28 protein-coding genes are annotated in these 26,516 nt (G+C 62.6%); 10 read left to right on the top strand and 18 right to left on the bottom strand.

The window, feature by feature from the left end; translation table 11 throughout:
- Positions 1 to 250: 250 nt before the first annotated feature.
- The 6 genes from P6U28_RS02365 to P6U28_RS02340 form a co-directional block, all read right to left on the bottom strand.
- Positions 251 to 874 carry a hypothetical protein gene (locus P6U28_RS02365; RefSeq protein ID WP_407121659.1) on the bottom strand — a complete coding sequence of 208 codons (624 nt, stop codon included), beginning with the start codon at positions 872 to 874 and terminating at the stop codon, positions 251 to 253.
- 133 nt (positions 875 to 1,007) lie between these two features.
- Entirely contained in the window at positions 1,008 to 3,263 is a 2,256-nt protein-coding gene (locus P6U28_RS02360) for a polysaccharide biosynthesis tyrosine autokinase (RefSeq protein WP_407121658.1), read from the bottom strand.
- A 269-nt stretch (positions 3,264 to 3,532) separates the two neighbouring features.
- The gene (locus P6U28_RS02355) at positions 3,533 to 4,156 is read right to left on the bottom strand and encodes a hypothetical protein (RefSeq protein ID WP_407121657.1); all 624 of its coding nucleotides are present in this window, start codon (positions 4,154 to 4,156) and stop codon (positions 3,533 to 3,535) included.
- A gap of 133 nt (positions 4,157 to 4,289) precedes the next feature.
- Positions 4,290 to 5,795, bottom strand: coding sequence for an O-antigen ligase family protein (locus P6U28_RS02350; RefSeq protein ID WP_407121656.1), 1,506 nt, complete (start codon positions 5,793 to 5,795; stop codon positions 4,290 to 4,292).
- A gap of 44 nt (positions 5,796 to 5,839) precedes the next feature.
- On the bottom strand, positions 5,840 to 6,421 hold the full coding sequence (locus P6U28_RS02345; protein WP_407121655.1) for a hypothetical protein: 582 nt from the start codon (positions 6,419 to 6,421) through the stop codon (positions 5,840 to 5,842).
- A gap of 168 nt (positions 6,422 to 6,589) precedes the next feature.
- Positions 6,590 to 7,792 (bottom strand): polysaccharide biosynthesis/export family protein, encoded by a 1,203-nt coding sequence (locus tag P6U28_RS02340; protein WP_407121654.1) that lies wholly within the window; start codon positions 7,790 to 7,792, stop codon positions 6,590 to 6,592.
- 277 nt (positions 7,793 to 8,069) lie between these two features.
- Between P6U28_RS02340 and P6U28_RS02335 the strand changes: the two genes are divergently transcribed.
- The 3 genes from P6U28_RS02335 (at position 8,070) to P6U28_RS02325 (ending at position 10,398) form a co-directional block, all read left to right on the top strand.
- Positions 8,070 to 8,642, top strand: coding sequence for a hypothetical protein (locus P6U28_RS02335; protein WP_407121653.1), 573 nt, complete (start codon positions 8,070 to 8,072; stop codon positions 8,640 to 8,642).
- Positions 8,643 to 8,718: 76 nt separating this feature from the next.
- Positions 8,719 to 8,994: a hypothetical protein gene (locus P6U28_RS02330; protein ID WP_407121652.1), complete on the top strand. Its 276-nt coding sequence runs from the start codon at positions 8,719 to 8,721 to the stop codon at positions 8,992 to 8,994.
- A gap of 258 nt (positions 8,995 to 9,252) precedes the next feature.
- Entirely contained in the window at positions 9,253 to 10,398 is a 1,146-nt protein-coding gene (locus P6U28_RS02325; protein ID WP_407121651.1) for a hypothetical protein, read from the top strand.
- Between the two features lie 11 nt (positions 10,399 to 10,409).
- Here P6U28_RS02325 and P6U28_RS02320 read toward each other — a convergent pair whose 3' ends face one another.
- Positions 10,410 to 11,036, bottom strand: coding sequence for a transglutaminase-like cysteine peptidase (locus P6U28_RS02320; RefSeq protein WP_122405041.1), 627 nt, complete (start codon positions 11,034 to 11,036; stop codon positions 10,410 to 10,412).
- A 193-nt stretch (positions 11,037 to 11,229) separates the two neighbouring features.
- Here P6U28_RS02320 and P6U28_RS02315 point away from each other — a divergent pair, with 193 nt between their 5' ends.
- Both P6U28_RS02315 and P6U28_RS02310 read left to right on the top strand, forming a co-directional pair.
- The gene (locus P6U28_RS02315) at positions 11,230 to 11,967 is read left to right on the top strand and encodes a metallophosphoesterase family protein (protein WP_122405042.1); all 738 of its coding nucleotides are present in this window, start codon (positions 11,230 to 11,232) and stop codon (positions 11,965 to 11,967) included.
- Positions 11,967 to 12,665: a hypothetical protein gene (locus P6U28_RS02310; protein WP_407121650.1), complete on the top strand. Its 699-nt coding sequence runs from the start codon at positions 11,967 to 11,969 to the stop codon at positions 12,663 to 12,665. The genes P6U28_RS02315 and P6U28_RS02310 overlap by 1 nt, the downstream gene beginning before the upstream one ends.
- Position 12,666: 1 nt before the next feature.
- Here the strand turns inward: P6U28_RS02310 and P6U28_RS02305 are convergent, their stop codons facing one another.
- Positions 12,667 to 13,113, bottom strand: a complete 447-nt coding sequence (locus P6U28_RS02305; RefSeq protein WP_407121649.1) for a hypothetical protein — start codon at positions 13,111 to 13,113, stop codon at positions 12,667 to 12,669.
- Between the two features lie 369 nt (positions 13,114 to 13,482).
- Between P6U28_RS02305 and P6U28_RS02300 the strand changes: the two genes are divergently transcribed.
- Positions 13,483 to 13,860: a hypothetical protein gene (locus P6U28_RS02300; RefSeq protein ID WP_122405044.1), complete on the top strand. Its 378-nt coding sequence runs from the start codon at positions 13,483 to 13,485 to the stop codon at positions 13,858 to 13,860.
- A gap of 29 nt (positions 13,861 to 13,889) precedes the next feature.
- Here P6U28_RS02300 and P6U28_RS02295 read toward each other — a convergent pair whose 3' ends face one another.
- Positions 13,890 to 14,132, bottom strand: coding sequence for a hypothetical protein (locus P6U28_RS02295; RefSeq protein ID WP_129145935.1), 243 nt, complete (start codon positions 14,130 to 14,132; stop codon positions 13,890 to 13,892).
- A 117-nt stretch (positions 14,133 to 14,249) separates the two neighbouring features.
- On the bottom strand, positions 14,250 to 14,495 hold the full coding sequence (locus P6U28_RS02290; protein WP_122405045.1) for a hypothetical protein: 246 nt from the start codon (positions 14,493 to 14,495) through the stop codon (positions 14,250 to 14,252).
- Positions 14,496 to 14,680: 185 nt separating this feature from the next.
- Between P6U28_RS02290 and P6U28_RS02285 the strand changes: the two genes are divergently transcribed.
- Positions 14,681 to 15,868, top strand: coding sequence for a hypothetical protein (locus P6U28_RS02285; protein WP_209294442.1), 1,188 nt, complete (start codon positions 14,681 to 14,683; stop codon positions 15,866 to 15,868).
- 17 nt (positions 15,869 to 15,885) lie between these two features.
- Here P6U28_RS02285 and P6U28_RS02280 read toward each other — a convergent pair whose 3' ends face one another.
- The 3 genes from P6U28_RS02280 to P6U28_RS02270 all read right to left on the bottom strand — a co-directional run bounded on the left by P6U28_RS02280 (position 15,886) and on the right by P6U28_RS02270 (position 17,214).
- Positions 15,886 to 16,119: a hypothetical protein gene (locus P6U28_RS02280; protein WP_245162647.1), complete on the bottom strand. Its 234-nt coding sequence runs from the start codon at positions 16,117 to 16,119 to the stop codon at positions 15,886 to 15,888.
- A 346-nt stretch (positions 16,120 to 16,465) separates the two neighbouring features.
- Entirely contained in the window at positions 16,466 to 16,882 is a 417-nt protein-coding gene (locus tag P6U28_RS02275) for a hypothetical protein (RefSeq protein WP_122406856.1), read from the bottom strand.
- A gap of 41 nt (positions 16,883 to 16,923) precedes the next feature.
- On the bottom strand, positions 16,924 to 17,214 hold the full coding sequence (locus tag P6U28_RS02270) for a hypothetical protein (RefSeq protein WP_122405048.1): 291 nt from the start codon (positions 17,212 to 17,214) through the stop codon (positions 16,924 to 16,926).
- 1,258 nt (positions 17,215 to 18,472) lie between these two features.
- On the opposite strand from P6U28_RS02270, the gene P6U28_RS02265 reads away from it, so the two are divergent.
- The 3 genes from P6U28_RS02265 to P6U28_RS02255 all read left to right on the top strand — a co-directional run bounded on the left by P6U28_RS02265 (position 18,473) and on the right by P6U28_RS02255 (position 21,623).
- Complete coding sequence (locus P6U28_RS02265; RefSeq protein ID WP_164936902.1) at positions 18,473 to 18,646, top strand: hypothetical protein; 174 nt, start codon at positions 18,473 to 18,475, stop codon at positions 18,644 to 18,646.
- A gap of 946 nt (positions 18,647 to 19,592) precedes the next feature.
- Positions 19,593 to 21,185, top strand: coding sequence for an EAL domain-containing protein (locus tag P6U28_RS02260; protein ID WP_407121648.1), 1,593 nt, complete (start codon positions 19,593 to 19,595; stop codon positions 21,183 to 21,185).
- 72 nt (positions 21,186 to 21,257) lie between these two features.
- Positions 21,258 to 21,623: a VanZ family protein gene (locus tag P6U28_RS02255; RefSeq protein ID WP_122405052.1), complete on the top strand. Its 366-nt coding sequence runs from the start codon at positions 21,258 to 21,260 to the stop codon at positions 21,621 to 21,623.
- 44 nt (positions 21,624 to 21,667) lie between these two features.
- Here P6U28_RS02255 and P6U28_RS02250 read toward each other — a convergent pair whose 3' ends face one another.
- The 5 genes from P6U28_RS02250 to P6U28_RS02230 all read right to left on the bottom strand — a co-directional run bounded on the left by P6U28_RS02250 (position 21,668) and on the right by P6U28_RS02230 (position 26,479).
- Positions 21,668 to 22,096: a CHRD domain-containing protein gene (locus P6U28_RS02250; protein WP_407121647.1), complete on the bottom strand. Its 429-nt coding sequence runs from the start codon at positions 22,094 to 22,096 to the stop codon at positions 21,668 to 21,670.
- A gap of 75 nt (positions 22,097 to 22,171) precedes the next feature.
- The gene (locus P6U28_RS02245) at positions 22,172 to 22,633 is read right to left on the bottom strand and encodes a hypothetical protein (RefSeq protein ID WP_407121646.1); all 462 of its coding nucleotides are present in this window, start codon (positions 22,631 to 22,633) and stop codon (positions 22,172 to 22,174) included.
- A 150-nt stretch (positions 22,634 to 22,783) separates the two neighbouring features.
- Positions 22,784 to 24,511: a chemotaxis protein gene (locus P6U28_RS02240; RefSeq protein ID WP_407121645.1), complete on the bottom strand. Its 1,728-nt coding sequence runs from the start codon at positions 24,509 to 24,511 to the stop codon at positions 22,784 to 22,786.
- Between the two features lie 5 nt (positions 24,512 to 24,516).
- Positions 24,517 to 25,608: a chemotaxis response regulator protein-glutamate methylesterase gene (locus P6U28_RS02235; protein WP_122405055.1), complete on the bottom strand. Its 1,092-nt coding sequence runs from the start codon at positions 25,606 to 25,608 to the stop codon at positions 24,517 to 24,519.
- Between the two features lie 16 nt (positions 25,609 to 25,624).
- Positions 25,625 to 26,479 (bottom strand): protein-glutamate O-methyltransferase CheR, encoded by an 855-nt coding sequence (locus P6U28_RS02230; RefSeq protein ID WP_122405056.1) that lies wholly within the window; start codon positions 26,477 to 26,479, stop codon positions 25,625 to 25,627.
- Between the last annotated feature and the right edge of the window lie 37 nt (positions 26,480 to 26,516).

The raw sequence follows: 26,516 nt of genomic DNA, 5'->3' as shown, positions 1-26,516 counted from the left end.
CCAAGCTTTGGGTGTCAATGCGGTGGGTCGGGTGATCTGCGATTCAAGGGCACAACGTTGTTGCAGTTACACTTGGGCATCAAGTCCCATTGTGGTTGGCGTCTTGACGAGCGAGCACCTTTGCGCCGCGTTTGCCACAGCAATGCCTTGCAAAACGTACTTTACTTCGTTCCGCCGATCACGACGCAAGGAGCGCCGTTCCGCCTAGGCTTGTGTCTAGCGTGAGCCGTCCACGGGAGCCATTTCACGGTTAGCGAAACCATTGTCGTTGATCAGCATCAACTCCAGGGATAGCCACGTTGATGCCCTCGCGATATAGGGCCTTAGAGAGGCTATATCGTGCAACGATATCGGTGTCGCGTAGGCTTGCAAGCAGACGGGCGCGATGACTCCAGCCAACACTTGTTAGGTTACTCGCAGCTTCCTCGATGAGCCCAGCGCTAACCATACTTGCGAATTCGTTGATTGCGGTCCCCTGCGTCTTGGCGCTGAGCATTGCCAAAACCGCAAGACCAAGTCTGTTGCGGCGAACAGCGATCCAACCCTCACGCGGACCAGTCACATATGATTGTGCGAGATAGCTCAAACTTTGCGAACCAAGGCCGTACCTAGCATTGTGCACTGAATACAGGTTCAGCCAAAGAAAGGAATCGGCAGGGTTCTGTGAAAGCGCCAGACGTACTTTAGCCTCCGCGTGCTCGAATTCCCGATCGGTCTCAAGCGAGCTTTTCCGCTGCGGCGCTTCTTCGGCTACGCGAACACAAACGAGGGCCGTCGCACGCGCAAAGCCTGCGCGCTGAACCCATTGCGGTTCTATTTCCATTTGTGTCAGTATTTCGCTTAACACGCCCCGCTTGAACGGCTCATCGGCCATTATGCGTGCTGTCATCTCAGCAGCAGGTGCTGCAGACCTGAGTGATGACAGTTGGATTGACGCCCAATACACGCCGAGAAGACCAAAAAGCACTACGGCTCCTCGCAGCAGCGCGAACCGTGCAGGTAATACACTACTCCAGGTAACCATAGCGGGCGTAATACTTCTGGTAGTAATAACGTCCATAATAGGACTCGTAACGTGCTAGCGCTTTGGTGTCCGCCTTATTCAGGATAACGCCGAGTAGCTTATCTTGAATTTCCGGCGCAGTGCGTAGATTGTGCTTGATCACGTCGATCTTCGTCTTGCCCCATTCGACCACAAACACGTAGGAATCGACGAAAGAAGAGGTGACACGCACATCGACAACGGGGGCCATCGGCGGCATGTCGAGCACCACGTAATCGTATTTCGACCGAAGCTGCGTAATAAGAGCGTGCATCGCCTTGGAGGCTAGGATCTCGTTTGTGTGCATGAGCTTCGAGGTGGTACCAGCCGGTAGGATCGACAGGTTTGTTTCGGGATCGACGGTCAGCGCAGCCTCGAGGTTGGCCTTTTGCGCGGCCACCTCTACCAAGCCGATTTCCGCGTTTGGCATCAGCTCGCGCGATAACGAGGGGTTGCGTAGGTCCGTGTCGACCAGGATCACCCGGGCGCCTGAATGTGCGATCAGCTGCGCAAGGTTAGTTGAAACCGTGCTCTTGCCTTCGTTTGGCAGCGTCGATGTCACCGCGAGCACGCGATTCTCGCGCACGATCGAATTGAGGTCCACCGCTACTTTCAGCGAGCGTACTGCTTCTGCGAAGCGGGACAAGGGATTATTGACTACATACCGCAACAGTTCCGGGTGCGGGTTGCCCTTCTGCTTTAAGACATTGGTGGAGAGCCCCGGCGAAGCTCCATCAGAACCTAGCGTCGGCAGGATCGCGATGCAGTTCGCGCCCAGCACCTCCTCGACTTGGCCGGTGGTCCTGAACACCTTATCAGTCATCTCGCGTGCCGCTGCCGCGCCGAAGCTAAGCAGCAATCCGCCCATAAGAGCAGCCGCCAAGACAATCAGTGCTTTGGGAGAGTTCTTCCCCAGCGAGGGGGTCGCTGGGCTGATTACCCGAGCCTCAGTGATCGGAAACGACTGCTGCTGGACCGACTCCATGTAGCGCTGCAGGAAATTGTCGTACATTGCCTGGTAGGACTGTGCGTTGCTCTCAAGTTCGCGCAGTTGTATCTGCGCTTGGTTAGTGAGCTGAGATTCCGAGACGACCGCGTTGAGGCTCGACCTGATGCTTTCCTCGCGTGTGACTGCGATATCGTAATCGCTCTTGTAGGACTCCTGAATCCGCTTCAGCTCTTCGGCGACGTTCTTCTTAATCTCGGCCATCTGCCGCCGAAGATTGATAGCCGCGAGGTGATCCGAGCCGTATTTCGCCGACCAGATCGCCTCCTTCGAGGCCATGTCGACATATTGACCACGCAGCTTAACAATCGTCTCATTCTTTAGGGCATCGGCAACGGAAGCGTCCGGAATTTCCTGTTTAAGAATATTATTGATGCGGTCGAGCCGCGCCTTGGCTTCGGCCGTAGCGGCGCGAGCCAAAACCACCTGACTATTCACTTCGGCAAGCTGCTGCTCGTTCATCAGCCCCTTGCCCGTATCGACGATGTTATTGGCGGTCTTGAAATCGACCACCGCCCTTTGGGCAGCGGAAGCTTGCGTGCGCAGCTCCTTGATCCGATCCTGCAGCCAGACGCTGGCGCGGCGTGTCGCCTGGTATTTTGATTCCAGCTGATCGACGATGTATGCGTCCGCAATCGCATTGGCAATTGATGCGGATTTCTGTGGGTCGTGGGAGGTGAAGCCGATCTCCATGACATAGGTCTGGCCGAGGCGTCTGATGCTCCTGTTGGCTTCGAAGCGTTGCAAGGCCCTTCGCGTCAACTCGAATTCGGACGCCGCACTGCGTCCTGAAAATAGACCGCCAACTGAAGTGACGACAGCGCCGGCCAGACCGCCGCCACTGCCGGAAAATTCGGGATCACCGATCAGGCGGAGCTCACGAATGACGGCGAGGCTGATGTTTTCCGATTTCAGGATTTCGACCTGAGTCTCCACCGTTGCGGAATCGATCGCGAGGTCGGTAAGCATCGACTGCTGCTGGAACGGCTGCACCTTCCGAGTGTCGATCACCATCGACGCCGTGGAACTGTACTGAGGCGCTGCGGTGAGCAGATAGAGCAACGCCAGGATCACAGAAGCCAAGACGATGGTGACCATTGTGGGGAATTGGCGGCGGATTATGTCTAGGTAGAGAGTAAGCGAGCGCGAAAGCGAGGCATCGACCTCGAGGAATTCGCGGTTGATCTCCGACGGCGGCTTATTCACCTGCAGCATTTGGCAATTTCCTGAAAATGGATCGATCTGTCGTCTTGGGATCAATGCTGACCAAAAGCGCTAATGGCTATCCGGAGCAAACCGGATGCCAAACCCGCCCTGCGCGCAAACACTAGCACAGGCCTGCCTGCAATTGAACGCGCGCTACGCAACGCAGCGCGCGGTTTGCGCGACTTTTTGCGGGAAGCTTAACGGCGCAAAAGCAAAGCGGCGCCCGCTGGCGCCGCTGCCGTGAGGTGTCATGAGCCGGCCGAGAGAGCCGGGTCCGGTCAGCGCGGGCTAGTGGACTGATTGACGGTTGTGCCGCCGACGCTGCCGCTGCCGATGTTGGACGCATTGTTGCCGGTCGTGTTGTTGCCGAACCGGACAAAGCCGCCACCGCCGCCCCCATTGGCGAAGCCACTCGTTCCCGTCGGGCCGCCTGCGCCGGTGCCACCGCCGCCGGCGCCGCCACCGGTCGCCGCGATCGCGACGTCGCCGGTCGCGGCCTGATAGGCGGCGATCACGTCGGGATTGCCGGTGCCGGCGATCGCGGTCTGGATCTCATTGCCATAGGCCTGATCCTGCTGCGCGGCCATGCGAGCGACCTGGGCGAGACCGGCGACGATCGCGCGCATCTGGTCCTTCGTGGTCGCGGGATCCTTGAGCAGCGCGATCAGGCCGGGAAGCGTGGTCGGATCGGAGGCGCCGAGGTCGCGCACGCGCGAGATCAGCTGCGGGCCACCGGTCGGATATTGCTGCAGCAGACTGTTCGGCGCCGCCTTGAACTCGGAAATGACAGTGGCCGGCAGCTGGCGCTGCGGCGGGTAAATGGCAGCGCTGGCAGCGGACGAGATCATCGCGGCGAGGGCCGCGGCGGCAGCCATGCGAAGCGCAATCTTGATAACGTTCATAAATCAACCTCCAGAAAATCAGCTGCCCCGATGTGCTCCTCGGCCCGGGCAAATGGCTGTGCAATGCAGGAACCTATCCGAAGTGGAAAGGACTGTCCATTTATTCTAAAGATTTCGTAAACGGCGCAACTGCTTAAAATCTTGAGACTTTTGTTAAGCTCCGGCAGCCGGCGCGCCGCTGAGCCTGCGGTTGCGGGGGCCTCGACTTTCCCCTGGTGCCGCCCGGCTCGGTCATGACACGGCTCTCCCGCCTCGAGAAGGACTGCGCCAGGCCCGCCCCGAAAAGCGCAAAGAAGGGAATGCTGTAGCCCGGCACCTGCAGCGTGAAATCCAGGCACGAATGCAGCAGCGACAACATCGCGGTGGCCGCCGCGCCTAAGGGAATGATCACGTCGCGACGGCGTCCGAACACGCCGCGGGTCAGGATCACGAACATCGCAATCCAGGCGAGCGCCACCAGCAGCCCTAGGGGGATGCCGACATCGGAGGCAAGCTCGAGCGGCGTCGAGTGCGCGGCGTCCCAAACGCCCCGAATCGAGATGTTTGGGCTGCGGTAGGGTGGGAAAGCCCACTGGAAGCTTCCCATGCCGGTGCCGAACCAGGGGTTGTCGGCGATGATCTGCAAGGTCGATTTCCAGCCTTCCATTCGACCTTCATCCGCGAGGCCTTGGCTGTCGAACCGGCTGGAGACGCGGCCACCGAGCAGCTGCAACAGGCCAAGCGCCACCGCGACGCCAGAGCCGAGCGAGATCCAGATGCCGGTGCGCGGCCGCAGGTCGCGTTTCAAGAACACGCACGTCGCCACGATCATCGCGAGCAGCGACAGGCCGACGCCGGCGCGCGAGGTCGTCATGAACATCGCCATCAGGCAGATCAACAGGCAGCTAAGCTGCGGCAGAATCTCTCTTGGGGGGATCGCACGCAGATCGAACGACAGTCGCCGCCACTCGATATGGTGCTCAGGAAGGCGCCGGCGTACGTCCTCCAGGATCAGCAGGATCCAGATCACCGCGCAGGAGCCGAAATAGGCCGCCGCCGTGTTGCGGTTGATGAAGGTGCCGGTGACGCTGCCGAGATACGCCGTCTTGTCCCGCCACAGGATCATGGTGGGCTCGATCAGGAACGAGGCGACGCCATAGAGGGCGTAGGCCGCGCCCGAGATCGCGATCACCCAGAGCAGGCGGCGCGCGCGCATCCGATCGGCGCCGACGGTGATGCCGAGCACGATGGCAAGGATGTTGGCAAGCGGCGCGCCGAGCGCAAAGAACGCCTCGTTCTTGAGGATCGCGGCCGACGGGGCGATCGGCACGCCGAGCAAATCCGAGGCTTGCTTCCAGATCGGCTGGAACGGCGCGACCCAGGGATGGTCGGAAAGCTGCTCATGCAGCACGAAGGCATAGCCGGCGACGATCACGCCGATGCCGGCGAGCAGCCAGAGATGCGGCGGGCGCAGATCGCGCGTGGGCGCGAACATCACCCCGAGGCCGAGACACAGGCACCAGAACGCGATCGACAGATCATTGGTCGAGCCGAACGGAAACGGCGCGGCGGCGGCCACGAAGAACAGGATGAAGGCAGCCGGAAGGCTCCACGACCAGCGAAAGTTGGACCAGGTTATGGTTGGAAGCCAAAGGCGCATCGTCGTTCTGGAGCGAGCTTTCTTCGCGCGAGCTTTGCTTGAAGCTAGAGGAAGCAATCGATCGGATAGATCTTCAGATCGACGTTAAGGCGGCTGTTCCGGCTCTGCGCCCGGAACGCGTAGAATAGTCCAAAGCTATCACTCCCCTGATCGAGTTTTATTCCGGGGGTTAATTCGTCGGGCGGGACGAGGACGCCGATGTGCCGGTTGATGGCGGAAATCTCGATCCGCTCCTCGCCTTCGGCAAAATGCCCGCCGAGCTGGGTCACCGTGACCTTCGGCAGGCCGCGGCGCTGATGGCAGACATCCTCCTCCCAGAGCTTGGTCTGCTGGACCAGCGGCTTGCCAGGGCCATCGGGCACGACGACGGCGGGGAAGGACGGGCGCAGCATGCCGAAGAACTTACTTTGGTTGGAGTTCGCCGAGAGGCGGACGATGAAGGAGAGCTCGCCCCTGGCGCCCTTGAGGCGCGACAGGACGGGCGCATCGGGCTCGGCGGAAACCATGACATCGATGCGATGGCGAACGCCCATCTCTGCGGCAGCGCCGAGCACCGGCCCGAGCGGCACCAGGGCGAAGGCAAGCGGGACGAGAGCCAGAAGACGGCAAAATCTTCGAGAGCGCATGAAGGGCCTTGCAGCAGTGCGGAGACCAGTAGCGGGCGCGTCCTACTCGGTGACGCCTAGATCCGAACCTGCCCGCCGGCCGGCGACAATACCGATTGGATCGCTAAACGAAAATGGCACCGGGACAAAGCCCCGGTGCCATCGTCTTTGGTCGGTCAAGTCGGCGTCTTACGGCGCCAGCTTGACGTTGTTGCGGAAGATCAGCGTGTCGTTGGCGAGGTTCACGGCATCGCTGCCGGTCGCCATGATCACACGCAGGTAGTTCAGGAACTTGGCAACTTCGACGTTGCGCGAGTTCGAGACGTAGATGATATCGCCGTTCTTCATCATGACCTTGGTGGCGAGGAAGAAGCCGCCGGGATCGCGGAAGTTCACGTTGAAGATGACCGGGATCGTCTCCGAGGTGTACTTGCTCACGTCGATGCCGAGCTGGGCCGCAACATCGCGCGGCTCGCGGCGATAGAGATACACCGCGGCAGGATCGGCCTGACCATCGAGGAGACCACCGGCCTTGCCGACGGCTTCGCCGAGATTGATGCGCCAAGCATCGAAGTTGAACTCGCCGCTCTGGCCGCTGGCGCCGAACGCCAGGAACTTCTGCTGCTCGCGATAGACGTAGATACTGTCGTCCGGGCGCACATAGACGTTGTTCTCAGGCGCCATCACGAGATTTTCGAACGGCACCGTGGCCCGACGTCCGCCACGCTCCAGCATGACCCAGGTCTCGAAGCCCTGGCCCTTGATGCCGCCGGCGCGGGTGATCGCGTCGAGCACGCGATCCTTGGCACCCGCCGCGCTCGCCGGATAACGCGCCGGCGAGTTGACTTCGCCGAGCACGCTGATGAGCTGGGTCCGCTGCGAAGACATCGCCACGACCGCCTGCGGCTCGATCGCGCGGTTGCCGATCTTCTCGATGATCGCGCGCTGGATCTCCACCGCCGTGCGGCCCGCAGCCTTGATCTGGCCGGCATAGGGCACGGTGATGAAGCCGTCGTTGTCGACCGACTGATCCGGGATCGTCACATAGTTACCCGGACGGACGCCGGCTTCCGCCGGGATGAACAGACCGCCTGCCGCAGCTTCGAAGATGGTGACGCTGACGACGTCGCCGATGCCGAACACGATGCTGGCCGGCGGACGGCGGTCGGTGAACACGCCGGCGAGCCCCTTGGGCTCATGGGTGTGCAGGATCTTCACGGTCGCCGGATTGAGCGGCACCAGCTCGTAGGCCGGCGCGTTTTCGGTCTGGATCTTGTTGTTGACGTCGTCCGTCAGCGGTCCCGAGCCGGGATTGGTCGAGCAGGCCCCGAGCGCCAGAGCGGCGGCCAGAAACGCAGGCTTCAACACATAGTTCTTGGCAATAGATGACATGAATCGCGCCCGAGGGTCCCCAATTGACGTAAATTGGTACGGCCTAGCGGGTGGGTGCGACAAGTGTTCCCGGTGGTTAACGGAGCGATCCGTTGGCTACTGTTGCGTGCGGGCCACTGTTTGGGGCCTAGTTTAACCCTTTGTGACCATTTGTTGTATTTCGTGTGCCCGGTTGGCGGGCAATCCGCCCCAGTCAGGGACTCGATGTGTCGAGTGCGCGGCTTCTTGGGCTCGCGTCCGTCTGCTATGGCTGGGTCCGTAAGAGTAGGAGTCCGCCGTGTCTGGTCTTCTTCTGATCCCGCTGTTGGCAGGTTCGCTCCTTGGCAGCGCGGACCGCCCCTTGGAACGGGCCGATCCCTGCGCCAGCAGCGCGCGATCGTCCTGCCAGGGTGCACCCATCATTGCCGTGGCCACCCCGTCCCCCTCCTCCGTTTGGAAGTTCACCCGCACCCAAGGCACCAAGGATGGCGAGAGCTTCGCCGCGATCATGAAGACGGCGGACACGACCCAATCCGACCCGGACTTCGCGGGCCTGATCGTCCGCTGCGCACCGAAGGGCAAGATCGACGTGCTGGTGGCCTTGATCCGGCCCTTCCCGCCCCGCAGCCACCCCAAGGTCACGATCGCCGCGAGCGGCGGCGGCACGCTGACGTTCGAAGCCAGCATGGCGGCCGCAGGCGCTGCCGTGCTGCTGCCCGACGAGGTCTCCGCCTTTGCCGCCGGCAAGTGGCAGACGACGCCCTCGCTGTCCGTGGTGGTGAGGGAGAGCGACAGCGAGATCAAGGGTACGGTAGCCCTGAACGGGCTGCGGGAGGCGTACAATTCGCTGAAAGCAAATTGCAGCCAATAGGCCAAATTTAGCCATACAACTTAAGGGTCTTTTTAGGGTGGGAAACCTAGGGTCCGGAGCACGGAGAGTGTTTCGGATGACCGCGTTTTTGATTTTCAGCTTTTTGATGGGTGCGGTGCTGGGCCAACGCTTTCGGGTCCTGGTGCTGCTGCCGTTGACCTTCGTCATGGTGCTCGCGGCCGTCCCGGTCGGCCTGCTGGCCGATCTCACGGCGCTCGAGAGCCTCAAAAGCGTGGTGTTCGCAGCCATCTCCCTGCAGGGCGGCTATCTCTTCGGGTCAGGCGCACGCTTTGGCCTAGCTGCTGCGCGCGCCGGCCGCGTGCTCCCCCGACCCATCAAAACTCTGCGCTGATGACGCCGCGCTGAAGCTTTCGCGCGCGAATGGCTGGAGCCGAGCTGTTCGCCTGGGCAGACCTTCGCTTGAAAACCCATCGCTCGCTTGTATGGTGACCTGACCGTTTCAGGATTCCGCATCGAGCGCCGTTTGTCCCTCGCTTATTTTGCCCTCATCGTTTCCATCGTTTCCGCTTCCGCTCTCGAAATCGCCGGCGCCAAAATCGGTGTACAGCTGGGGACGATGGCCGCAGCTCTAAGCTTGCTGGCCGCCGCCATGAGCACGCGAAAGGCCGATTACGAGCACTACGTCCGCGCGACGTCCTGGGGCCGCTGGATTCTGCTCGCCGTTCCGCTGTGCATCGCGGGCCAGCTCGCCCCGCTTCCGCTGAGCTTTGCGCACCCCATCTGGGCCAGCGCTCACGACGTGCTCGGCGGCCTGTCGCTCGGGCCGATCACGGCCGATATCGGCCTGACGGTGAACGCGCTGCTGCTGGCGCTTGCTGCGGTCTCGTTGCTCAGCGTCGCGATCCTGGTGGTCCGTAACCGCGGCCGTGCCGAGCTGGTCCTGTTCGTGCTGAGCGGACTAACCGCAGTCTCCGCCTTGATGTTGGACCTGCATCGGGTCTCGCCGGCGCTTGCCGGAGCCGCGCCCCATGACCTCACGACGACCCTGGCCGGCCTCGGCTTCATGCTCAATCTGGCGGTCATGCAGCTCGCGGCTGAACGGGCGGAGACCCATCACTCGCTGCTTCGCTCGGTCGCGATCGGTCTCTGCGGTCTCGTCGGGGCCTTGGTCAGCGCCGCCGCGATCTTGGGGTTTTCAGGCACGAACAGCGCGATTGCAGCGGCCTTTGGCGTCGTGGTGATCCTGCTGATCCTCGTCATCCGCAGGCTGGACCTGTCGCCATTGGCCGCGAGCGCATTGTCGCTGGCAGCCCTGATCGGCGCATCGATCGTGCTGACCTTCCTGTTCGAGAAGAGCTCCGGACCGATCCTCCTGCGGCTCGTCCCGGAGATGGGGACCGAGACCAAGGCCGCCCTCGAGCGCATGCTGGCCGATACACGCTGGCTCGGCGCCGGCGCCGGGACCTTTGCTGCGATGGGCAGGATCTATCAGAGCGATGCCGGCGCGGTTTTGACCGCACCCTCGGCGGCCACTTCCGTCTTTGCGGGGACGGGATGGATCGGCCTCGCTGCCATGATCGCAGTGAGCCTGATCGCCTTGGTCCGCCTGTTCTTCGGTGCCCTGCAGCGCGGACGCGACTCGTTCTTTCCGGCGGCAGCCGCCGCTTGTGTTCTCTTCGCGCTCGTCCAGAGCTTCGATGGGCCCGGATTGCTGCACCCGGCAGCAATCCTGTGTCTTTCGGTGATCGTGGGATTGGGACTCTCGCAGAGCGTCAGCCAATCCTCATCACGATAGAGCGCGGGTGATCAGACCGCGCGATCGCCGAGCGAGGCCCAGTAGTTCGGGTTCTTGGGCGACTGGATGCGGACCCAGCGATATGGCTTCTTCGACCAGGGCATGATGTGGCCGGAAAGATTGTCCAGCACGAGATCGCCGGAGAAGGTGCGCACCACGACCACGAGATGATGCTCGCCCCAGGTGGTCACGACTTCGCTCAGCAGCACCGATCGGGCCGGAAAGCCCTTGGCGATCAAATCGTGGCGTTTTGTCACAGCATAGTCGTTGCAATCGCCGCTCGCCGGATGCAGCAGCCACTTCTCGCCGCGCAGCCCTTCCAGGTTGGGCTCGGGACGGATCGTAGCATTGACCCGCTGGTTGACCTCTTGCATCTGCGCCATGCGCTCGGCCGTGAGCTTCAGGCGTCCGCCCCGGAAGACGATCTGCTGCGGCCGCGGCTTGCACTCGTCCTTGTACTTCAGGCAGAAGATTGTGAACGCCATCGGCGCCAGCGTCGGCTGGTCGAACTTGATGTACTGGATGGCACCGCGCAGCCCCATGGGCGCACCGACAAAGGCGGCCTCCGCGCTCCGCTGCACCCCCACGGCAACAACGATGGCGGCGGCAGCCGCCAGGAACTTTACAACTTTGCGCATGTCGCGCTCCCCGTTCTTGTTGGGGAGACGCTACGCGAGACGTCTTGAAATACGGCTCAAAGGCCGCGCAATGCTTGAATCAAAATGCGGGCCCGTTGGTCAGAGACAATTAAGAATACCGATGCGTGACTTGTTCTGCTAAGAGCGGGCACGACGTTCTGCTCGTGGCGCTAGAAGCGATTCGACCGACCTGATGGGCCTTTCCAGCCGCTTTCGCAAGAAGACCAAGCCTCGGCTTCCCGACGGCGTTCGCGTCTATGCGATCGGCGACGTGCATGGCCGCGCCGATTTGCTTCAATCGCTGTTAACCGTGATCGACGTCGATCTCGCCCGCTCGGCGCCCGAACGCGCCATTCAGGTCTTCCTCGGCGACTATGTCGACCGCGGCCCGGACTCACGCGCTGTTCTTGATCTCTTGATCGAACGCTCGAAATCGCACGAGACGGTTTGTCTGAAGGGCAACCACGAGGTCTTCCTGCTCGAGGTGCTCAAGGACCCCGCCCGCCTGCAGGAGTGGCGCCACTATGGCGGCCTCTTGACGCTGGTCTCCTACGGCATCACGCCGACCATGAATCCGTCCGCGGAGCAGCAGGTCGAGCTGATCGAGGGACTGAAACGCGCGCTGCCGCCGGAGCACTTGGCCTTCCTCCAGCAACTGCCTTCGTCCTTTACCTGCGGCGACTTCTTCTTCGTCCATGCCGGCGTCAAGCCGGGCGTCGCGCTCGATCGCCAGAAGGATGAGGATCTGCTCTGGATCCGCGAGGAATTCCTGAACTCGGAGGAGCGCTTCGGCAAATATATCGTTCACGGTCATACGCCGGTCAGCGCGCCCGATATCCGTCCGAACCGCATCAACATCGACACCGGCGCCTACGCGACCGGAAACTTGACGCTGCTAACGATCCAAGGCGATAGTCTGCTCGCAATTTAATGGTCTGGCCGAACCTCGGCCCCGTCAACTCCTCCATGAACCGCATCAACCTGCTTCGCGTCATCGGCATCTGCACCGCCATCGTGCTGGCGCTTCATGCCTGCATGACGTTCTATGGCGATCTGATCCGACCGAGCTTTCGCGCCAGCGACTTGTTCTCGGGCGAGATCCCGCCCGACAAGGAGAAGCTGGCAGCCGCCGGCGGCCTGGCATCTTTCTCATGGGATGGCGATCTGCTGGCGAATTACGCGGCAGCGATGGCGGCTGGCATTCTTCACTTTCCGTCGATCGACGCAGGCGGAAGGGCCAGCGAGAACAAGACGGTCCAAGCCGCGATCATCGCTGCCTTGAAAGTCTCACCGATCCGACCCGCGCTGTGGCTCACGCTCGGCACGCTGCAGGCGCAGGCCGGCGCGGCGGTCACGCCCGCCGTGAAGATGTCCTACCTGACCGGGGCTGTGCCGATCGACGTTGCCTTCTCTCGTGTCCAGACCGTAACCTCGGGCGCAGCTGCAACCGACGAAGAGGTCAGGCTGCTGGCGCAATCCGACATCCGGTCGGCGCTGGCCAATCGCTCGCGTTACGAGCCCCTGCTGATCGCGGCCTATGTGCAGGCAACTCCGCAAGGCAAGTCGCTGCTGCTCGAGACCACAGAAGTGACCGATCCCAAATTCAACGAGATCTTGCGGCGGTACTAGCTCAGCGCGCCGATTTCGGGTGAACGGGCACGAAGTCCTGATCCCGGCGCGGCTGGTCGGAACGGCCCTGATAGACGAACATGCCCTTCTTGGTCGCGACGATGTCGCCTCGCTGCAGGCTGTCGTCGCGGAGGAGACGTTCGGTCGCGACAAGATCCGGATCTTCCGGAATCGGCTTGTAGAGCTCCGGATGCTCCCGCCGCTCGCGCGAGACCTCCTTGGCCCGCCGCCGCGCCTCCTCGATCCGCTGCCGCCATTCGTGGCGCGAGACTTCCGGCTCGCTTGGTGGAAGATAGTCGTTGACCGACGGCTCCCGCTCGGTCTGAGCAAGGCATGAAAGCGGACAGGCATGGAGGACCAATCCGACAGCGGCGGCCACGGTCGCCTTGACCGGCGCGCGCCCCAGCATCCAGCGATCTGATACGGACTTGCGGCGAGTGGATCGCACTCCGATGACTCCCAAATGGGCCGAGCGGCCGCGAGGCCGCCGCAACTTCAGCTCATGAGGGCGCCAATTGCAATATTTTAAGAGCGCTGGGCGCCGTCCCATCAAAAAGCGAAAAACAACCCCATGCACAGTAGCGGACACCAGTCGAATCAATGAGTTACGTATTTCCCGAAATTCGATTTGATCCGTCGGGCAAAACAGGGCTAGGATGGCATGGTCTGGGAAAGGCCGACCGGATGGATTGGCGCACCCGAGATCCACGTCGTATGATCGGCCTAAGGGCGAACAGCTCCGTTCTAAGACCGTCGTTCTAAGACCGCATTAGGTCATTGCTGCTAACTTCGGCATCCGCTCCTGGAGTTACCGAGAATGCGTGCAAGGCCAGTATTGCTGTTGGGTGTTGCCGTTGCGGCGTCCGCCGTGCCTAGCCTCGCGGCGCACGCCAGTCCCCTCTGCATCAAGGAACGCACGCCGTTCGCCTTGTCGCACGATACGGTGAAATGGACGATGTCGATCGCCCCTGGGGCGGACTGCATCCAGGGCCTGCGTTGGTCGTACATGCAGATCTTCAAGGTATCGGTCGTGAGCGGGCCATCACGGGGACAATTGGCGGTGCTCGGATCGGGCTTCCGCTATTCGGCGGAAAACGAAACGCGCGGCAGCGACAAGTTCACACTGCTGATCTCGGGCAAGAACCGTAACGTTGCAGGGACATCGACAGTGGAGGTCGAGGTCAATCCGCAATAGCCCGCCCTGCATCCTGGTGTTCAGCGCGACTAACGGGGGCTCGAGCCGCTGCCCCGGGTTCTATTCCCGTGATAGGGCCGGGCGTATCCGCCCCTCGTCACGGGCGGCTCGATCCGGCTCGGGATATTCGGCGTCGCGTTAGGGGGCGAGGGCTGCGACGGGTTGACGATGATCACGTTGCGATTGGGCGTCGAGGGGTCATTGACGCCCTGGGCCCAGGCGCCGGCAGCAGGCCCGACAAGCGCGAGTGTGATCAAGACTAGTCGTTTCATGCGGGATCTCCCGAGCAAGAACGTCAGGGAGGCGAACAGCGTTCCTTCACGGCGGCATCACGGTTCATTGCGTGACCTCAGCGAGGCACGGGTGATCTCAGCGAGGCACGGGTGACCTCACCGAGGCACAGCGATCAGCTTGCCATCCCTCCAGACCCCTTGGGCCGCCCGCCCGGCAGGAAGGCTCCCCGTCACATTCCGGACAGCGGTAGGCCGCGAGGCAGCCTGGGTGGTCTGCTTCTTCTTCTCGGGCGTCGTCACGATGCTGGAGCTGGTGGTGTTGGCCTGATCCTTGACCCCTTGCGCAGAAGCAGACTGAACCAGGAAGGCCAAGAACATGATTGCTGTCAAAATGCCGCGCATGATCACACACTGGAAGAAGGAGCTAGGCGAAATGTCACAGGTTTCTAACCAAAAGCAAGCTCTTAGAGACGATCGCGTCGGACCCTTGCAGGTCGGATCATCAAGGCGATTCATCGCGGCCGGTGGGATCCGAAGGTGAAAAGCCCTAGCGAAACAGCACCATCCGGGCTAGTTGATCGGCCTTGATGACGGAGCCCGGCGACACAGCAGCCAGCGCCTCGCAGGCGCAAGAGATCCAGGCCGGACTGGTCCGCCTGCTGACGGAGCGGATCCGCGAAATCTCCGACGATCCCAGGCAGATGCGGGATGTCGTGTACGAGCTGGCCCGGATCAAGCTCCTGGAACAATTCACCCACACCGATGCGCGGGAAGCGCGAGAGCTCCAGCAAGTCCTCGAGCGCGCCATTCGGGAGGTCGAGCGGACCTTTGAACGAAGCGGAACATCCCCACCGCCAAAGGCCGCCCCCGCGACGCCGGTCAGCGTCTCTGTTCCGGCACCGGCTGCCTCGGCTTCAGCGGCCATTCCAACGGCTGCCGAGACGCCGCGCCATCCTGCCGCACCGCCACGATCGCCCGACCGAGCCAAACGGAGCGGCGCCTTCAATTCTCTGGTTCGATTGAGCCCCATCCTCCTGCTCATCGCGGGCGCCGGGACCGCGGCCATCTATTGGCCACGGCTGAAGACACAACTGACCGCATCGTCGCAGGTGGCGCCGCTGTCCGAGCGTGCGCCGAAAAGTCCGGAGCCTCAGCCGACCGCGATCCCGACTCGCTCGGCAGGCGAGACCATGGAACGAACGGCGGAGAGCACAAAGGATCCGGCGCCAGCTGCGCAACCCTCGATGCCTTTGCCGACGACGTTCGGCGTCTACGCCTTGAGCGAGGGCCAGCTCCATGAACTCAAGCCGGTTCCTGGAAAAATCCCGGACCGGCGCGTCGCGATCTCCGCCGCCATCAACACGCCGAGCGTGACCACATTGCCGGACGGCGACGTCAAGTTCATCGTGTTCAGGCCCGACGGAGGTGTCGATGCAAGCGGGACCGAAGTTCGGGTGGTCGCGAAGGTCTCCCGGGCCATGGGCGTCGATGCCACCGGGAAAGCCGCCATGGTCAGCGCCGGCGATTCCTGGGTCATCCGCAGCATGTCCTACCCCTACAAGGTAGGTCCGATCGAAGATCAGTCGAGAATGCTATTGCTGCAGCCGGAGCAAGACGGTTTTGCGCTTGCGCCGGGCCGCTACATCGTCGTCGTCAAGGGCATGGGCTATGACTTCACCGTGGCTGGAACGATCACTGATCCAAATCAATGCGTCGAACGCATCAATGCGACCAACGGCGCGTTCTACTCGCCCTGCCCGCCGCCGCGAAGATAACGCTGCGTCCCCCTTTCCTATTTGGCCGGCTTGTTGTCCTTTGGCGCATCCGCCGGCATGTCGTCGACCTTGCCGTTGTTGGCGACGCACTTTTGGAAGTATTCGCGCCGATCCTTGGCCGTTCCCTTGGCGCTCCCGGCCGCGGGGTTGCCGATTTGTCTGGGCGGAAAGGCCTTGGCGACCGCGGCATCGCATGCGCGCGCCACTTCGGCAGTGATGGCCGAAGCCGTCGCCGGCGCGACCAGCGTCAAGGCACCTGCCAATCCAACCAACGTCCGCAAATTCTTGACCGGCACCGCTTCGCTCCTTCAGTCCGTGAATGCTTGCCGGAACCATACCAAAAAGCAACGAAGCGCCAAACGGCAAAGCGATGCCGAGTTGTCACGCGGTCTGCCTGCAACGGCTATCGCAAGACTCGGCGGCGGCCTCAGCGCACGCCTCGTCCTTCGAGACGGCGCGTACGCGCTTCTCAGGATGAGGCTAATCGACGTCAGAGCCTATTGAAACTGCTGCCGCGCACGCCGTCCCTCATCCTGTGAGGAGACCGCGAAGCGGTCGTCTCGAAGGATGGCCGCAAAGCGCGCACCGAGGTCCCAACTAGCTGTTGAGCTGCGGCGGCTTGAAGTCCGGGAAACGGGTGAGCATTGCGGTCTTGACGAACTTCAAGTGGGCAATGGTGCTGGCCAATTCCTTGAGCCGTCGCTGGCCGTTCGAGATGTCGGCTGCAAAGAGATCCTGATGATAATTATCGAGCGCCTCGCGCTCGAGATATTCGTCGGTGCCGTTTCCGAAGGTGACGGATGCACGCGCAAGGGCATCGTCAACACGCCGGTTGAGCCCGACCTGTTCCCTCTCCGCCTCTTGCAACGCTGTTTCGATCGCCGCCAGGACGGCACCGATCCGCACGCGGTCGGTCTCGGCATCACGCTCGACGGAGCGGGCTTTGAAGCCTTTGTCCTCGCGGCGGGAGCCGAGAAGATTGTGTGCGCGCGCTCTCAGGAACAGCTGAAACATCTGGGCCATCCCACATTCGAGATTCAGACGGCTACCATCGGTCAGACATAGTTAACAAAGCTTAAATCCTGCGCTCGCCCTGCCTGGCTTTGTACGATCCACGCCCGCCAAGCTCCTTCGTGCTTGGCATAGAGCTCGCGCCAGCGAATTTCGTGCCTGGCAGCGGCGCCTTCGCGCACGCAGATCCCGGATGCGAGCTGCACTGTCTCGTCCGGTGCAAGATCGAGCGCCTCGAACTCTGCCGTCTCTTCCGCAGACAGGCCGATCAGAACACGATGTCCTTGGGCGTCGACGAAATATCTGCGGGGCGCGTTGTGCCTTTGATCAATCATTCGAATGGCCCTCGTTCAGGATCCAAGGACCCGGAAGATGTTTCAGCCGCCGATCAAAGCTACGAACAAACGCGATCGAAATAAGGACGCAAATCGCGCCCGGCAACGCAATCAAATACGCCATTCACGCTACCTATGCGCGCCGCGAAAAATATCGAAGCAGCCAAATTCTCGCCATGAACTGATACGTTTAGGTTGCCTTTCCGAAGCTCTCAAGGACCGCACCATGTTAACCTAACTGCACATGGTTATCCGATCTTTCGGCAAGGCAAGATCAACCCCAGCCGACACCGCGTCCATGGCTCTGCCATCACGATGGATGCTCATTTTGCCTGACGCCCATCGATGCCGGCGTGTAGGGCGCATAGAGACGATATCGGGCTGATCGCTTGCGCGAGCGCCACGCCCGCACACCATAGCCACAGCAAAAGCCAGCTGCAAAAATCGAAATCAAAACCAGAACTGCAAGCATTTGGAATGTTCCCAATTTTCGGAACGCACCTCCCGGTACATTTCAACGTGATGCTGTAACGAGTTCAAGATCAGCGGCGCTGAAACTTTTGTCAGACGAACATGAAGTTTGTGCAACGTGATGCTCGAAGCTCGGTCGTCATGACGGGGTTATGCATTTGATGGCTTTTCCCTGCGGCCATCCTTCGAGACGCCCGCCTTAGGGGGCTCCTTATTGAGTCAGGCTCTCAGGATGAGGACGGAGTGCGCGGCAGCAGCTTCAACGGGTACTGACGCCGATTAGCCTCATCCTGAGGCGGCGCGGAAGCGCCGTCCCGAAGGACGAGGCCTGCGCGCAGGCTGCCGTCGCGAGCCATATGCGATAGCCCCTGCAGAAGATGACGCAATCTCTCATTGTTCGAGAGCAGTATCCAGCGGGCGATGTTAACCCCTGTTTCATTTCGACAAGCAGCCTCAAACGAAGCGGCTGAACGCGCTGTGGTCGGGCACAGCTGCGATCTGCACGCTAATGTCTCCGGCACGTTCTCGAACACGTCTGGCAGCCGTCGCGGGTGACACCGCTGAGGAAAACACCCGTGGTTATACGGAGCGTCATGCACCAACTTCAGCGCGGTAAGGTTGAGAGGTTAGCTTAATCCCCGTTGTTTGTTGCGAACCCTCGCGCTTTGCTTATCCATCTTCCGCACCGGGCTCCCCCAAGCCCGGCCCCACCCAAGCAAAGCCGTCGAGCGAACATGGGTCCGCTTGGCGGCTTTGTCGTTGTGTCGACGAGAGGATCATTTCGGTTATGGCGCGCAGGCCCTGGTCGTTCAAGGAAGATCGCCGGCTCATGGAGTTGGCCAAGTCTTCAGCCTCGTTGGAGCAAGCGGCGAAAGCTCTCGGGCGCTCGCCCGATGCGATCAAGCGCATGGCGTTGCGCCTTGGTCTTTCGTTGAAGTCGAAGGCGGCTAAGAAAACCTGATTGCGAAAACGGCCGCGCTCGCCGCAGGCGGCGCAGTCTGCACGGCTTCCCTTCGGCGCAGGGCCATCGCATATGAGATCCTTTCCCTGCGGCCATACTTCGAGACGCCCGCTTGAGGCGGGCTCCTCAGCATGAGGACGGAGTGCGCGGCAGCAGCTTCAACGGGCACTGACGCTGATTGGCCTTATCCTGAGGAGGCGCGTACGCGCCGTCTCGAAGGACGAGGCGTGCACGCAGGCTGCAGCCACGACCCATATGCGATAGCCCTGCCCTCGGCGGGACGGAACCAAATCAACCCGATCTCGCAGCGAGGTCTGGCGGTGCTCCACTTTGCCATTTCCGCAATCTTGGTTTGGCTGGCGATCAACATCGCCTTCGTGCTGCTCCGGTTGCGGACGATTCGCCATTCCGCCGCGCACCGCATCGACGGACCTAACCGGTCCTATCCTGAGCTCATTCCCGTCCGCCAGCGCCCCGGGCAGTGAGCATCGATTGAGCGTCCTGCCCGGCGGCCTGGCCTGCTCAACTAGTTGTGCGTCCTCTTCTGGGAGCCCATCCCCGGGCTGGTGCCGTAGTTCGGCGTCCCCGTTCCTTTGAACGCACCCCCCATGCTGTCCGAACCGGAGTTGGTGCCCGTGCCGCTGCGCGTCGCGGAAGTCGGCTGCGTGCCCGATGGCGTGTCTTTGGTTCCCTGCGCCGAAGCCACAGAGATCCCGACGGCTAGCGCCAGGAGGAGGCTTAACGTCCTGATCATACTGCTCAACTTTCCATGCTCGTTTCTATCCGGGCCGCCGGACCATTGGTCAGGCCATCCTCGGGTCGGCCGTCCGGCCGGTCGCTCCGTTAAACCCTATCTTAGCCCTTGCTGGCTAGGATCAATCGCCAAGCCGTGGCCGAATTCAAGCCTTGCCCGAATTCTAGCCTCGCCTGATTTCACCTGAGCCGGATGCGATTGCTGCGACCAACCTTTCCGTTTGCGGCGCTCGTGCTTGCGAGCACGATGGCGTTCGCCTTGGCGGGTCATTTCGCCGCTGAGGCCGTCATTCGCCGCCAGCAGGCGCATCAGCTCGACGAGCTGACCGAGGTCGTTCTGCGCCGGTCGGAATTTGCGGTCGATTTTGCCGCGGCCAGCCTGGACGAGCTCGCAAGGCGCAAGCTAGTCAGCTGCGAGCCGGGCGCACTGCAAGCCATCCGCCTGCACGTCTATCAGCGCTCGGCGATCAAGGACGTCCGGCTCGTCAAGCCGGATGGCTCCGTGATCTGCTCGGCCTATTCCGAGACGCTCGAATTCGACAAGGGATGGGTCGATCGTCGCGACATGCTGCCTTCGCGCGACAAGGCGCTTTCGCTGTTTCGCGTGGAGCAGTTCGGGGGCGCCGCCTTGGGCGTGCTCAGGGACATCGATGGCAGCTCCGCGCTCGTCGCCATTGTCGGCATCAACGCCAGCCTGTTCGATATCATGCCCGCCGAGCTGCGCGCACGCAGCGACGTGATCCTCGCCTTGGGCAATGGCGAGAAGCTCGGCAAATTCCAGAGCGACGCCGGTAAGTCCTTGCTGGAGCCGATCAGCTTCGAGCGGAATTCCGTCCGCTTCCCGCTTCATGCCACGATCCAGCTCGAGCGCGCGGTGCTTGCGAGCTGGAATAACGAGGCATATTGGCCCACAGTCGCGGTGGCCCTCGGACTTGGCGCAATCTTTGGCATCCTGTTGGCACGCAGCCGCCGCATGGAGGAGCCTGTCGCCGATCTCGATCGGGCGCTGGCAGCCGGCGAGTTCAAGCCATATTACCAACCGATCTTCGACCTGCGGACAGGTCAGATCAAGGGCTGCGAGATTCTGGCGCGTTGGCTGCGCCGAGACGGCTCGGTCGTCCCGCCGATGAACTTCATTCCGCTCGCCGAATCCAGTGGGCGCATCCAGGCGATGACCTGGCATCTGCTGGGATCGGCGCTGGCCGAACTGAAGCCGTTGCTGAAGACAGACAAGAATTTCAAGTTGTCCCTGAATGTCGTACCCAATCATCTCCTGAGTGCGGGCTTCGTCGAAACGCTGCGCCGCACGGTCCTGGCGGCGCGTGTCTCCGCGCGCCAGATCGTGGTCGAGATCACCGAGCGCGACGAGCTCGACGATCTCGCGCGCGCCGCGGCGGTCGTTGCCGAGCTGCGGGATCACGGCTTCCGCGTCGCCATCGACGACGTCGGCGTCGGCCATAGCGGACTGTCCCGGCTGAAGGGCCTCGGCGCCGACATGATCAAGATCGACAAGTTCTTCGTCGACACGATCACCGTGGACGCATCGACGACGGCGATCGTGGAAATGCTGGTGGCGCTCGCGAAGGACCTCAATATGACCGTGGTCGCGGAAGGCATCGAGACGGAGGAGCAGCTCCGTGCATTGATCGCGTCCGGCGTCGAGGAGGGCCAAGGTTATCTCGTTGCGCCGCCCCTGCCCTCCGCCCGCTTCAATGAGCTCGTGGTATCGCGCCGCGTGACGCGGTCAGGCGCGGCGGTCTCCGGCGACACGGTTTTGGTGGCCTGATCCCGACGCGGGCCTTTAACGATATTTTCGGCTTTCGAACCAGACCGGCAACCAACCGGCTATGCTGGCGCCATGCGCAGAAACCACGTCATTGCAGCCGCGAGCATCTGCCTTGCCCTGATCGTCTACGCCACGCTGGCGAAACTGTCGGGAAGGCCGGCGCTCATGGGGCATCACGAGGCGTACTGGGTCGTCGTGATCGAGCGCTTCAGCGCCTATGGACTGCTCGGTTTTCTGCTTTCCTTCCTGCTGCCCGGACGAATCGGTTTGGCTTGCTCGCTCGTCATCGCGGTCGCAATGGGACTGGAGCTGATGCAAGCGTTCATCCCCGACCGGGATCCGGGCTTCCTCGACGTTTTGCAGAAGGCGGCAGGAGGCACTGTGGGCGTCATGCTCGCCCAGATGATCCTGGCGTTCCTTCCGAGACCTCCGTCCTGAGGCGGCCCGCATCTCCTTGGCGAGATGACCGGTGGACCGCGCTTTTACTTCATCATCTGACCGCGCAACTCACCGCCCGGATTCGCGGCCGTGTGGATGTTCGCGTACCATTTGCCGCCCAGCAGATCTGCCGCCTGCGCCTCGGTGAGCGTGGCATGGCCCTGGATCGGGCTTTGCACCGTCTTGAACGGCAGGACGATGCCGGCATTCTTGCCGGCCTCGCCGGGACCGTGAAAATGCGCCCCCATCGCCGGCCCCGTGAGCCCGGTATAGGTGACGACGTAAGTCAAAACTCTGGTTTCAGTGTCGTAGCTCGCCTCGGCCTTGCCCGACCCGGTCGAGCCGTTCGGAGGCACTTCATTGCTTCCCTTGAGCTCGGCTTGCAGCTTCACGACTTCCGCGTTTGCCGTTCCGCTCGCCGCAATGATGCCTCCGACGAGCGCAAGTGTCCCCAACAGTGCCACTTTGCTCATGCACTCCTCCCGCACACTCCGCTCCCTATCGTGATCGAAACACCGACCGCAACCGGAAAATTCCGCCATGGAGGATTATTGCCGATTTGGCTTTTGCTTGGGCGAGCCCGCCCTGAACGGAGGCCGCGGTCGGGAACGGCCGTCGAGTCCCTTGGGCAGCTTGTCGGCATTGAGCTTTACGACCGCGCTCCGGGCGTCGGCAGCCGGCGCGACTTCCTGGCTGTAGATCAGGGTCGCTTCGAACCTCACGTCGGGCGCTTGGCGAGCCGTGCCCGAACAGGTCGCCATCGCACCGCTATACACGCCGGAGAGCTCGACCTCGACTTCGTCGAACCCGAACACGGTCGGCGGTCCGTCGGCATGTCGCCGTGTGGTCAGAACGGCCGTGAAACGCTGGTCGTCGTCGAACCGATAGGAGCCGCCATAGGTGAAGAAGCTGTCACTGCCCGAGATCCGACCCTGGGCCAGATGCACGATACCAGTGCCTTGTGCTTGCGCGGTTCTGAACCACGCCGCGTATTTGCCCTCTTTCAGCATGGAAACGTCCACCCATGAATTCCATGCGTATTTGCAACGAACCGTGAGGGCGCGACAATGACCGTCGCGGCGAGCATTCCGCCACGGTTAACGCCCTGCAAAGTCAATCCGTCAAATTTCCGCGGGCGCGAGGCGACGCCCACGGCAGCATCAAAACAATTCGATGCCGTCGTCCGCGCTCTCGATCGCCTCGACCCGGCGCGTGGTCGCGATCGACGCCAGCCCGAGCGTCTGCAGAAATTTCCGGTGGACGTGCCGCTCGCGCTCCATGGTGTAGCGCGCGAACAGCTGGTCGAGCATCGCTTGATCCTGCGCTTGGGGCCGCGGCTTCTGCGCGCCAGCGCTTGCGGCTTCGAGCCGCGCTGCGACCGCGGGCAATGCCGCGGAGGCCTCGCCAAGCGTGGTCATCAGGCCTTGCGCCGAATTCATGAGCTCCTCGAATTCCGCACCTTCATTGATCAGCCGGCTCATCAGCTTGCCGAGCCGTTCATTGCCGGCCTCGACCTCGCGCAGCGCCTGGAGAATCTGCGGTTCGAGCTTGGCGAGCTGGGTGGGATCGCCCTGCACGCGGAGCTCCTTCAGGTCCCTGGCCGAGCGCTCGATGCCGTCGAGCACGGGCCTCAGACGCCCCGCCCCCGCCGAGACCTGGTCGGCGGTGGCCTTCAGCTCGTTGGCAATGACGACGAAAGCGCTGCCGCGGCTGCCGAGATGGCTTGCCTTGAGGCCCGCATTCATTCCGATCAGCGTGATGTCGACAGTCGCCTCGGCCAGCCCGGCGATGGCGTGGCGGAATTTCGTCAGCGTCTCCTCGACGATCGCGAGCGCCTCGTCCACCGAGCGGCCGGCGCCCTCGCAGGTGGCGATCAGGGTCGAGGCGTGCGCCAGCGTCTGCTTGATGCGCGCCAGGAACGATGACGACCCGCCCTCCTCGCCGCCGAACAGCGTGCGGCCCCGGCCGACGACACTGCCCGCATCGCGCAGGATTGCGGTCAGCGCGTGAACGATCTGGCCGATGTCGCCGCCGAACTCGCGTTGGGCATCTCTGAGCTGGGCCGCCTGCAATTGACAAATGGTGCGCACCCCGTCGTCGCTCGCGACGGGTTCGGGAACGAGGCTCGGGGTGGATCCCGAGGCGAGCGTGAGGCCATCGGAGACGTGCTCGAGACGCTGACGCGTGCTGTCGCCCGCCTGCAAGGAGATGATCGCACTGCCGACCGCCTCGGCGATCTTCCTCGTGCTGGCGCTCGCAAGATCGGCGAGATGGCTGCTGTTGCTGCGCTGATCGCGCAACCCGGAATAGGCGGACGCGAGCTCGACGCTCTCCGCCGCCAGCTGATTGCGGTAGCGGCTCTCGAACTCCTTCTGCCGGCCGAATGCGGTGGCGACCGCCTCGGACAGGCGCTGCTGATCCCGCGCGCAGCCCTCGATCGCGCCCTGCACGGCCTTGCCGAGATCGTAGGCCTCTTGCGTGAAGGCGAGAAAGCCCTCGCGGTCGCCGTCGAGCGAGGCCGCCTCGATCCGCGCGCTGCGCGCGATGATGGTGATCATCTGGATGTGCTTGAACAGCGGCTTGAGCAGCGAAGACGCCTCCGCCGTGCTCGTGCCGATGGTCTCCAGCAGCGCGGCCTCGGCCGGCAGCGCCTGCGCCAGGTCGTTGAGCCGCGCGGCGATCTCCTGGAGCGCCGATGCAGCGCCTTCGATCTCGGCGCCGGAGAGCTCACCGGAAAGCGCCGCGAGACCCTGGTTCAGCTCCTTGAAGACGAGATGCCCGCGTCCCAGCTCGTTGCCGACGCGCGCGAACACGGCCTCGATTCGCGAGGAGACGTCCTCGATCCCGGCGATGGCCTCGGTGAGCATATTGGCTGGAATGAGCGACATTGCGGTCAGCCTGCCACCGCTGGATGCCCGGCCTGATACCAGAGCATGATCTCGCGCGGGATGTGGTGCAGCGAAACGACCTTCTCGACGCCGCCATGGGCGATGGCTTCCTTGGGCATGCCGAACACCACACAGCTCTCTTCGTCCTGCGCCCGCGTCGCGGCGCCGAGCTTGCGCATCTCCAGCATGCCGCGCGCACCGTCATCGCCCATGCCGGTCATGATCACGCCGAGTGCGTTGGCGCCGGCATGCTGGGCAGCCGAGCGGAACAACACGTCCACCGACGGACGATGCCGGGACACCGGCGGTCCGTCCTTGATCGCGATCTGGTAGCGCAGACCGATGCGCTGGAGCAGCATGTGGCGGGCGCCCGGCGCGATATAGGCACAGCCCGGCAGCACCGGCTCACCGTCCTCGGCCTCCTTGACCCGGATCTGGCAGACGCTGTCGAGACGCCTGGCAAAGGCCGCGGTAAAGCCTGCCGGCATGTGCTGGACGATAACGATCGGCGGACAGTGGGCCGGCAGCATCTCGAGGACGTCGTTGAGCGCTTCGGTGCCGCCCGTCGAGGCGCCGATGCAAACGATGCGCTCGGTGGTCGGCCGGACCTTGCCCTGTACCGGCGGCGGGATGATGGCATCGGCAGTCAGCTTCTTCTCGATCTCCCGACGCTCCGCGCGCGGACGCACCCGGGCGCGGGCGGCCGATTTCACGGCCTCGCGCAACCGCGTGGAGCATTCGAGCAGCGCCTGCCGCGTGTCGATCTTCGGCTTCGGCACGATGTCGACCGCACCCGCCTCGAACGCCTCGAACATCACGTTGGAGCCCTCCTCGGTGAGCGAGGAGCAGATGATCACCGGGATCGGACGTTGCGCCATGATCTTGCGCAGGAACGTCATGCCGTCCATGCGCGGCATTTCGAGGTCGAGAATGATGACATCGGGCAACTCCTTCTCGAGCCGGCGCGCCGCGGCGAAAGGATCGGAGGCGGTCGCCATCACCTCGATATCAGGGTCTTCGGAAAGGATCGTCTGCAGGATTTGGCGCACCGACGCCGAATCGTCCACGATCAGCACGCGAACTTTCCCCCTCGGCATCGTGGTTGCGCTCCGGCTAGACCTGGAAGATGGTTGGCTGAACCTGCTTCAGCCCAGGCACGGTACTGTGAATCATCGATTCCGAATGCCCGACCAGCAGGTAACCGCCCGGACGCAAATGGCCGCACAATTGCTCGACCACCTTGCGCTGGGTCTCGCGCTCGAAATAGATCAGGACGTTGCGGCAGAAGATGATATCGACGTCGCGATCGACGGGATAGGACTTGTCCATGAGGTTCATCCTCATGAAGTGTGTCATGCGCCGTAACTCGGGCACGATCCGCACTTCGCCGCGCGACCTGTCCCGCGACGACGAGAAATATCGTTTTGCGAATGGCTCCGGCACCGGGGCGAGCACATCGCGGGTGTAGATCGCCGTCCTGGCGAGGCGCAGCACCGCGGTCGAGATGTCGGTGCCGAGGATGCGGTACTGGAAGCGCGAGCCGTTCCGCGTCATGTCGTCCAGCACCATGGCGGTCGTGTAGGCTTCCATGCCGGTGGAGCTCGCCGAGCTCCAGATCTTCAGGTTCGCATTCTTCCGTCCATGCGACTTGAGCAGAGCAGGGACCGCGACGTCCCTCATGAAGGTGAAGTGCTGCGGCTCGCGGAAAAAATCGGTCTTGTTGGTCGTCACCACGTCGATGAGATGAGTAAGCTCGGTCTCGAACAGATCCGCCTCGAACAGGTTCTCGACATATTCATTGAGACCGGCGAAGTTCAGCGCGCGCACGCGCTTGTGCAGCCGCCCCTCCAGCATCAGCCGCTTGCCCTGCGGCAGCTTGATGCCGACCTGGCTCTCGATCAATTCGGCGATGGTCCGGAAGTGGCGGTCGGACAGATGCACGGCCGTATCCGGCATGGCGGGCATCATGGACGACGACCCTGCTTCGTAACGGCCGCCTGCACTG

The sequence above is a fragment of the Bradyrhizobium sp. STM 3561 genome, assembly GCF_045571455.1.
Classification (GTDB): Bacteria; Pseudomonadota; Alphaproteobacteria; order Rhizobiales; family Xanthobacteraceae; genus Bradyrhizobium; species Bradyrhizobium vignae.
Note: the sequence above shows the minus strand (reverse complement) of the source record. Positions and strands in the feature narration are given on the sequence as shown.